1 protein-coding gene is annotated in these 309 nt (G+C 77.0%); it reads right to left on the bottom strand.

Annotation, left to right across the window (positions count from 1 at the left end; all coding sequences use genetic code 11):
• Positions 1–289 (bottom strand): hypothetical protein (locus ACLBYB_RS33100; protein WP_447701418.1); only part of this gene is annotated, 289 nt, incomplete at its 3' end.
• Between the last annotated feature and the right edge of the window lie 20 nt (positions 290–309).

Below are 309 nucleotides of genomic sequence, written 5' to 3'. Positions count from 1 at the left end.
GGCCGATCCAGAGGAACAGGCGGCGGAACAGCCGGAACCCGTCCGCCGCGCGCCAGCCCACGAGCAGGCGGACGATCGCGGGCTGCCAGGGCACGAGGTGGAACGGCTTGCCGGCCCAGCGCCCCTCCGTGTGCCGGAACCACGCCGGCCCCACCGCCACGGCGGCCTCCGCGAGGGCGGCGTCGAACCACGCGCCGGGCTGGGCGGCGGAGCGCGCCCAGTGGCGGGGGACGAAGGCGAAGGCCGGGACGTCGCTGAGCGCCGCGACCCAGTCGGGGATTTCGGCCATCAGTTCGGGCGCGTTCCCGG

The organism is Methylobacterium sp. D54C (assembly GCF_053345595.1).
The sequence above is the reverse complement of the archived record's forward strand: the minus strand, read 5'-3'. Positions and strand labels throughout refer to the sequence as shown.